An 8,769-nucleotide genomic window follows, 5' to 3' on the forward strand; every position below is an offset into this window, starting at 1 on the left:
TTCGTCACACAACGATCTTGGACGCCCTGTCTGCGTTCCCGAACACATCGTCAGCATTCGGAATGACTCGTCTAGGGCAAGACCTGGCGAGTCTCCCGGCATCGGTCCGGCGAGCAGCTCGCCGCGATCCTCGCGAACCGCCACTTCGGTCGGGATGGTTTCGGCGCGCTGAGCCAGGGTCAGGGAGGGCAAGGGCCCAGGGGTGCGGTCCTCACGTCGTCCGGCCGTTCCCCTGCCGTGCCCGAAGTGGCGATGATCAGCAGGTTTGCCGTTAACTGCTTAATCCGGTGCGGCGGGCGGCGGTGCATTCGGGGTCGTGGATGAAGAAGACGCCGGTGACGGGGGCGTCCTGGATGCCGTCGGGGGTGTCGACGATGGCGGAGCCGCGGCCGTCGAGGTGCAGGAGGTGGCCGCAGGTGCTGCGCAAAGTCTCGCAGCCGTCGCCGTTGCGGGAGACAACCCCGGACTCCAGCGGCGCCGAGGCATGGGCTTGCTGGCCGAGCGCGCTGCGTACCAGGAGCCGGCCGGAGGTGTCCCAGGTGGTGGGGTTCGTCCAGGTGCAGCGGCTGATCGTGTCGGAGAAGACCTGGCGTCGCCCGCTGTCGACGTCGGCGTTACCGATCCAGATCAGTCGCAGATGCCCGGGCATTGGGTTGGTCGTCTCGAACATGCCATCACGATCCCACGTACTGGTGCCCTGAGGCGGCTCACACGCGGGGCGGGGGATGCTTCGCACGATGGGGTGAACCCCAGGCAAACGGTGCATTGAGAAGTGTGTCGGCCGCTACATTCGAACCGTCCACAGGGGTTGGGAAGTCGGTCCCCTCAAGCATGGGATCGTGGAGCGGAGCTGATGGCGGAAGGGCCTGCGGAGCGCGTGGTCAACTGGCTTCTCGCGGGGCTGATCGGGGAAGCTGGATTCTCCAACGCCGAGCTTGCTCGCCGGGTCGGTCAGCTTGGCCGGGAGCATGGTCTGGATCTTCGATACGACAAGACCTCGGTCACACGGTGGCTGCGTGGCCAGCAGCCGCGTGGTGCCACCCCGGCTCTGATCGGGGAGGTACTCACTCGGCGTCTGGGCCGGAGCGTGCCGACCCAGGCCTTGGGCTTCGGCGTATGTTCTCCCGTATACGCAGGCTTGGAGTTCGCCGAGACTCATGGACAGGCCGTCGACATCGCAAGCGGGTTGTGGCGCGAGGACTCGGGCGGCAACACCGCGCTGGCAAAGATCGCTTTCGCCCCGTCCGGGCTTGTGGTACCCAGCCGGGACTGGCTGATCGGCCGGGCCAACGAGCCCGTGGGCCGCGCAGACCCGGCCCGGACCGCAGGACTCCAGGTTCCCGAACAGGGGAAGCCTTCCGTCCCCGTTCAGCGGCATACCGGCCGCGCAGCGTGGCCGAGGGTCATGGGCGGGGACATCACGGCGCTGTGCTCGGCCGGTGACCTCTTCCATGCACTCGACCAGACCTATGGGGGTGGGCACGCGCGGCAGGCGCTGGTGAGTTATCTGGCCCATGAGGCCGAGCCGCTACTGCGCGGCACCTACGGTGAGGTGACGGGCAGGCGGCTGTTCGCCGCCGTGGCCGATCTGACCCGCCTGGCGGGCTGGACCGCCTACGACACGGCCGCCCATGGCCTCGCACAAAGGTACTTCGTCCAGGCGCTGCGTTTCACGCAAGCGGCCGGTGACCGGGTATACGGCTGCTATGTCCTGGTGACGATGAGCAGCCAGGCTTCCTACCTTGGACACGGCCGCGAGGCGGTGCAGTTGGCCCGTGTAGCCCAGCAGGGCGTCGGTGCCGGCGCTGGCGCGCAGCCTGTTGTGCAGGCCATGCTGCATTCGGCCGAGGCCCGCGGGCATGCTGCCTGCGGCGATGGCCGGGCCTGCGCGGCGTCGATGGTGCGGGCGGAACGGGCGCTCGGTGCGGTGCGGCCAGGGGACGAAGTGCCGTACTGGGCCCGCTTCTACGACGAGGGTCAGCTCGCGGGAGAGTTCGCGCACTGCCACCGAGATCTGCACCAGTACCGGGCCTGCGCCCAGCAGGCGGAACGTTCCCTGCGACTGCGGGCCCCGGGATACGCACGAAGCCGCCTCCTGTCACGGTTGGTGCTCGCTACCGCCCGCCTGGGCCTGGGCGATCTGGAGCAGGCCTGCGCCATGGGCGCGGCGGCTGCCCGGCAGGCGGCCGAGATGCGGTCCGCGCGGGCTGTGGACTACGTCCGCGCCTTCGAACGCCGCCTGGGCCCCTACCACGACACGGCAGCGGCCCGTGAATACCACGACCAAGTGGCCACGCTCCCTTGAACGCCGGGCGTCATGACCGGGCGCTTCACCATCCCCGGGGCACCCGCTCTGACCAGGTCCGCGGTGAGAGACCCGCGGCCTGCCGAGGAATCACTGGTATGGGGCCGCCCGGGTGTCACACGGTGTGGCTTTCCTGGCAGGGATGGAGCTGTGCGGGCACGTTCTCCTTGAGGTGATGTGCGTCCGGTGGGCGCCGAGGAACCCGTTTGAGGAGCCGCATGGACGCCAGCGAGGGTGATCCGAGAGCCGAGCCCGGCCGGGCGGATGCGCCTGGTCTGGATTGGTGACGCGGAAGACGGTAGCGGGCGTCGGCAGGTGTTCCACGACATGGTCAGCGCGTGCACCTGGATGCACCCGGATCCCGGCGACAGCTCCGAGCGGCAGCTGGTTTGCGACGCGGCTGGTCATTGGGTCGACGGCGCCGAGCCGCTGGCGAAGGGTGTGGTCTTCCGGGACGGCCACGGCCGGGAGAGGCTACGCACCATCTGCGGTCATATGTTGCACCTGGACGGCGCAGGTGGCGCTCGCATTGACACCCTGCACGGGATGAGGGCCGTACCCCTGGTCGGAGTCTTCTTCGTCCACGACCCCGATCGCACCGGAGCGTAGAGCAGAGCCGGGCGTCGTACCGGTGGTGGTGTGGTGCCGTCCCCCAAACACGGCACCACACCGGTTTCAGCCGCGACCGTGGACATGACGGGTGCTCGTCAGGAAGCCCGTCTGGGTCAAGGCGGAACCGGGTCGCCCCGCTCATGCCGCTGAGCAGGCGACCCGGCGTATCGGGTCATCCACTGGCTGATGCACCACCGTGCCCAGCGCCGCACGACCCATTCATCCCCAGTCTCGGCAGACCTGCCCGTTGAGCTTGATGATGTCCGGCAGGTTCCCCCGAATGGGGTCAAAGCGGCCCCCATTCGGTGGCACGGGTGCCCGGCACGAGGGCTTCAGGGGTAGGCGGCTGGGGGCTACGGTGCGGCAGCTGAGCAGCACACGGATCAAGCACTCCGGTCTGCCGGAGCTCGTGGTCTGTCCTGACTGCGGCGACACGGTAGGCCGCTTCCAGCTGGGTGAGGGTGTCGTGGCTGATCTGGACCTGTGCCAGGCACCGCCCTACTCGGTCTTGTGAGCTTGGGTTGGGAAGTGAGCGAAGCAGGCGATCCGGTCCGGTGGTTCAGGGCGGGGACCGCCGGGCCGTGCATCTTCCCCACCAGAATGTGTCGGTCCGCCCGCGTGAGGATCTGGGCCGGTTGGTCTTCTTCTGGGCGAAACCGGCGGCGCGCAGACGGGAGCCGGTTGACCCTGTTGCAATAGCCCACAGCCGGGCTGCGGTGCCGCCCCGCGCGGACAAGGTCCGGGACGGCGCTGTCTACCCACTCTGCCAGGCCCTGCTTGGGAAATCGTGCACGGATGTCTCTGGAAGCGCCCGCACCGCGAACCACTGCGAACGGGTCAGCGCCCACAGGGCCACGATGTCCGCCTCCATTCTTCAAATCAGCTGGTCGGGGAGCGTGTCCGGCCCCTCAGCCACGAAGACACACGGACTGTCGCCTTCCCCGCTGCGATGCAAGGTCTGATCGGCCCAATCGCAAGGCTGGTGATCAGCCGCGTCAGCGCCACCACCGCGAACGCGTGGCAGCGTCCTGACCGTCACCCGATCGGGTGCCTGTGGTGGGCTGATGGGCTGGCTCCGGTGGGGCATTGGAGTGACTGCCGACCCGCCGGGCAGTCCTGGACAGGGCGGGTTTCCGAAGAGGTATCCGGACGCGCCACAGCCGTGTGGCGCGCCGGAACAGTTCGGGAGAGTTCATGCGCACTCGTTTCCTCGCGACCGTGTGTGTCGCCGCCGTGGCGGCTTTCGCGGCACCGGCACTGGCCGTCGCGGACGCCGACATGGACACGCCTTCGATGTCCGGGGACGACGGCCACGACCACAAGGACCTGCACGCCATCGGCCTGACCAAGGACCAGCGCCTGGTCGAGTTCGAGGTCGCTGACCCGTCGAAGGCGTGGGGCGTGGGAAAGGTGTCCGGCCTGTCCGGTGACAGCAAGCTCGTGGGCATCGATTTTCGCGTCCAGAACGAGATGCTTTACGGCGTTGGGGACAAGGGCGGCATCTACACCCTGAGCACGAAGAACGCCAAGGCGATGAAGGTGTCCCAGCTGACCATCGCACTCGCGGGCTCCTACTTCGGCGTCGACTTCAACCCGGCCGCCAACCGCCTCCGTGTCATCTCCGACACCGGCCAGAACCTGCGCCACAACATTGACGGTGCCACACCCCTGGGCACCACCATGGACGGCACACTGACGAATCCCACCACCCCGCCCTCAACTGCTATGGCTGTCACCGGCGCCGCCTACACCAACAATGACCTCAACACCGCTACCGCGACGTCCCTGTTCGACATCGACACCATGGCCGACCGCGTCTCGATCCAGTCCCCTGCCAACGCCGGAAACCTCGCACCCACCGGCAGCCTCGGCATCAACGCCGGCCCCGACGCCGGCTTCGACATCTACTTCAACGCCAAGAAGAACACCAACACCGGCTACGCCACCCTCGACAACGGCAGCGGCCACCGTCTCTACGAGGTCAACCTCCTCACGGGCGGCGTCCGCAGCATGGGAGGCTTCGCCGACGGCGGACAGGTCACCGACATTGCCCTGCCCCTCAACCAGGACTAACCACAGACCGCTCCTGGGGCCGTGGTCGTTGGGGCGGACGCGGCCCACCAGGAGGGAACACCCTGGGGACCGGCACAAGGCACGGAGGCCCAGCCCGGACCCCCTCCGAACCACGGCAGGCTGCCCCTGGGCTGCACACATGGCGAGAGCGTGGTCGGATCACCTCTATGGACCATGACCCCCGGAATGCCCATCGGCCTGAATTGTCCGAGGAGCGCCGTACCGCTCGTATGACCGTCGCGTCACACGCGACCGGGCCTGACGAACTCGAGCAATTCCTGAACATGCTCGGCCTCCGAACAGAGGAAGACTTCCCGACCGCCCGTCGCGTTCCGCAGTAACGCACCCACTCATGGGCTTGGAGGTAGCCGGAGTCGACCCAGCCGGACCTGTCGGCGAGGTGGTACCGCCGTCCTGCTGGCAGGCCAGCGGGACGTGGCAGACCGGGGGGGCAAGACCCACACCACGTGGGAATGCGTCCACGGGTGCTGGCGGACGTGAGCTCAATCCGGGAGGTCACGGTGCCCGACACTCGGTGATCACGATGGTGGGACCGGGAACAGCCCCCGCCACGCCCACGCCCGCCACTTCCGCATCCCGGGGGAATCTCAGGACGATCAACCCAACCTTGCGTGACCCGGGGGCGACTCGTCGCGTCGAACCCGTCATGGCTTGGCATAGCCGGCGTGCAGGTGGGGTCGCACCTGGGCGATGACGAGGGCGACGTCGTCGGCGGCATCGGGGTGACGCAGCCCCGCCAGGAGCCTGTCGCAGGTCGCCTCCAAGGGGAGGCCGTGATCGGCGAGGAGGCTGAGGAGGAGGTCAAGGCGGTCGTCCAGGGCCTCGTCGCGGGTTTCGACAAGGCCGTCGGTGTACAGCACCAGCCGGTCTCCAGGGATCAGGTCGAGGACGGTGGTCTCGAAGGGGGCGCCACCGAGGCCACCTGCCCCTAGCGGAACACCGGCGGGCAGATCAAGCAGGTCGGGGGCCTGTCCTGACCGGATGAGGACGGGGGGCAGGTGGCCGGCGAGGGCGAGGCGGCAGTGGGTGCGGTGCGGGTCCCAGGCGGCGTAGACGCAGGTCGCGATGGTCTGGTCCAGTTCAGCGGTGATGCGGTCGAGCTGGCACAGGACTCGGGCCGGGGCGAGGCCGAGTTCGGCGAGGGTGCGGGTTGCCGTGCGCAGTTGTCCCATGGTGGCGGCGGCGTGGACACCGTGTCCCATGACATCGCCGACGACGAGGGCGGTCTTGTCCTTGGGCTGGGGGATCGCGTCGAACCAGTCGCCGCCGATCCCGCTGGCAACAGCTGCGGGTTGGTAGCGGTAGGCGATCTGGAGGCCGGCGGCCTGGGGTGGTGGGTGCGGCAGAAGGTGTCGCTGAAGGGTGAGGGCGGTGTCGGTGGCGTGCTGGTACCAGCGGGCATTGTCGATGGCTATGGCGGCACGGGTGGCCAGCTCGCCGGCCAGGGCCACGTCGTCGTGGTTGAAGGGGAGCGGGTTGCGGGTACGCAGGAGGCCCAGCACGCCGAGGACCTGGCCGCGGGCGGTCAGAGGCACGGCGAGGTAGGAGTGCACACCCTCTCGTGCAAGGAGCTCTGCGGCGGCCTCGTCACGCGCGATGTGCACCAGATCGCGGCGCGAAACGTGCGCGACCACGACGGGACGACCGGTCGTCACACAGCGTGTGACCAGGCGCTCGGCCGGATAGGTGGTGCGCTCGCCGACCGGGTCGGCAGCGTGGACGGCGTCCGTCTCGTAGGCAGCCGCTACCGCCAAGGCCCGGAAGAAGGCCTGACCCGGCCAGGGGCCGGGCTCAGTGGTTTCGCCGCCTTCTAGGACCGCGTCGAGGACGTCGACCGAGGCTACGTCGGCCAGGTCTCCCACGACGAGGCCGGCCAGTTCTCGGGCGGTGCGCTCGAGGTCCAGGGTGGTACCGACCGTGACCGACGACCGGGCAATGAGGTCCAGGCGCCGGCGGGCCTCGGCTGCCTCGACCTCCGCGCGGTAGCGGTCTGTGACGTCCACCACCCACAGAGCGACACCGATCGCCCGGCCGCCGGGGTCCTCCAGCCGATAGTACGAACCGGACCAGGCATGATCCCGGTCCGGGTCGGCGAGGGTGCGCCCGATGGCGAACTGATCCAGCAGCGGCACGCCTGTCTCCAGGACCTGGCGCATGGAGGCTTCGATCACGTCGGTGTTCAGGAACGGCAGCGCCTCACGGACGGTCCGGCCTAGGTGCTCCTCGGCGGGCAGGCCGTTGATCCGCTCCAGGGTCGGGTTGACCATGACGTAGCGCAGGTCGGTGTCCAGCACAGCCAGGCCGAGCGGGGACTGCGCCACCAGCCGCACCGACATCGCCAGGTCGCGCTCGACGCCGCGCAGAACGGCCTCGTCGCAGGCGATACCCAGGGCGTACACGCCTCCGTGCTCGTCCATCAGCCGCATGTTGCGAAACTCCACCAGCTTCGTGGAGCCGTTCTTGTGCCGCACGGGAAACACCCCGGCCCAGGCACCGCCACCGGCCATGACCCTGGCGAACAATTCCAGAACCAGGTCGACGTACTCCTCGGTGACGAGCAGTTCGGCCGCGTACCTGCCTAGTGCCTCCTTGGCGGACCAGCCGAACAGATCCCGGGCCTGGGGACTCCACAAGGTGATCCGCCCGGCGGCGTCCAGCACCACCGCGGCCACACTCAGCACATCCAGCAGACCGCCCGGCTCGGACGGAACCACGCCCACAGAGCCGGGCCCGGCCCGGAACGCCTCCGACGCAACCATGACCGGACCTCCTTCACCCACTCAGGCGGGCGCCTCGGATCCGACGATCCAGTCCCTCGTTCGCCCGTCTCGGCCCTCCTCTCATCCTCCTCCCACATCGATCGGGCGGCAGCCTCCGCTCGGGGAAGCCGAGCGGAGGGGCAGGGGCCGCGACGCGCGGGCCGACGCCAGGGAGGTCACGCGCCAAGAGCGGCCTGGCCCAGTCCCTCCGGCCCTGTCGACACGCTCTACGTGAGTAGCCCAGTCATGACGAGGAGAGACACAGCCATGTGTGTGAGGAACACTGTCCGGACACGTTCCGGGCGGCCGTCCTGGCCGACCCCGGCACCCAGGCCGCGGCCCCCTCGGGCGAGAGTGGCTCACCAACGACCGGGCTTGATTGATTCCGAGGTCAGTGGTCGTAGGCGGTCAGTGAGCGGATGACGGGTGCGCCGGTCTTGTGGTTGTGCCAGATCGCGGCGGTCAGTGCGAGGAGTCGTTGCAGGACTCGGACGGTGACCCCGGCGGGTGTGCGGCCACCGTGCCGTTCGAGGTCGAGCTGACCTTTCAGGGTCTGATTGACCGACTCGATCAGCTGTCGCAGCGGCTTGAACAGTGCTGATCCGGCCCGCTCGGGTTCGCCCTTGCGGGCCGGCCGCAGCAGCCGGACCCCCAGCCCAGCCAGATCTCGCACGAAATCGCGGCCGTAGTAGTTCTTGTCCGCAAGCAGAGTCGGCCTCGGCCGGTCGGCGAGCAGACCTGGCTCGACGTGGAAGATGTCCAGCAGCACCTCGCGCTCGGCGGCCTTCGCGCTGGTCAAAGCGAACGCAACGGGCATGCCGTGCACGGTGCAGACCAGATGCAGGCGCAAGCCCCAGAAGAACCGCGAGTGGCTGGCGCAGTAGCCGTACTCGGCCCATCCGGCCAGGTCAGAGCGTTTTGCGTGTGAGCGTTCACGTTTTTCGGCTCTGGCGATGATCACGTGACGGGTCAGGGTGTCAGGAGTATTCGGAGCCTGAG

Annotated in this window: 5 protein-coding genes; 2 read left to right on the forward strand and 3 right to left on the reverse strand. The window is 68.6% G+C overall.

Annotation, left to right across the window (positions count from 1 at the left end):
• Nucleotides 1-271: 271 nt before the first annotated feature.
• A complete protein-coding gene (locus tag NLX94_RS38540; protein ID WP_254387966.1) occupies nt 272-670 on the reverse strand; it encodes a hypothetical protein in 399 nt (132 codons plus the stop codon).
• 183 nt (nt 671-853) lie between these two features.
• Between NLX94_RS38540 and NLX94_RS38545 the strand changes: the two genes are divergently transcribed.
• Nucleotides 854-2,305: a regulator gene (locus tag NLX94_RS38545; protein ID WP_254387967.1), complete on the forward strand. Its 1,452-nt coding sequence runs from the start codon at nt 854-856 to the stop codon at nt 2,303-2,305.
• Nucleotides 2,306-4,111: 1,806 nt separating this feature from the next.
• Entirely contained in the window at nt 4,112-4,990 is an 879-nt protein-coding gene (locus tag NLX94_RS38550) for a DUF4394 domain-containing protein (RefSeq protein ID WP_254387968.1), read from the forward strand.
• Between the two features lie 665 nt (nt 4,991-5,655).
• Here NLX94_RS38550 and NLX94_RS38555 read toward each other — a convergent pair.
• Nucleotides 5,656-7,770, reverse strand: coding sequence for a SpoIIE family protein phosphatase (locus NLX94_RS38555; protein ID WP_254387969.1), 2,115 nt, complete (start codon nt 7,768-7,770; stop codon nt 5,656-5,658).
• 391 nt (nt 7,771-8,161) lie between these two features.
• Nucleotides 8,162-8,769 (reverse strand): transposase (locus NLX94_RS38560; RefSeq protein ID WP_254387970.1); only part of this gene is annotated, 608 nt, incomplete at its 5' end.

It is taken from the genome of Streptomyces sp. TBY4 (assembly GCF_024213195.1).
In the GTDB taxonomy this organism is placed as follows: domain Bacteria; phylum Actinomycetota; class Actinomycetes; order Streptomycetales; family Streptomycetaceae; genus Streptomyces.

What these genes read in the sequence shown, in the direction of transcription:
- NLX94_RS38540 (WP_254387966.1), bottom strand. Translation starts at nt 670, where the DNA reads ATGTTCGAGACGACCAACCCAATGCCCGGGCATCTGCGACTGATCTGG.
- NLX94_RS38545 (WP_254387967.1), top strand. Translation starts at nt 854, where the DNA reads ATGGCGGAAGGGCCTGCGGAGCGCGTGGTCAACTGGCTTCTCGCGGGG.
- NLX94_RS38550 (WP_254387968.1), top strand. Translation starts at nt 4,112, where the DNA reads ATGCGCACTCGTTTCCTCGCGACCGTGTGTGTCGCCGCCGTGGCGGCT.
- NLX94_RS38555 (WP_254387969.1), bottom strand. Translation starts at nt 7,770, where the DNA reads ATGGTTGCGTCGGAGGCGTTCCGGGCCGGGCCCGGCTCTGTGGGCGTG.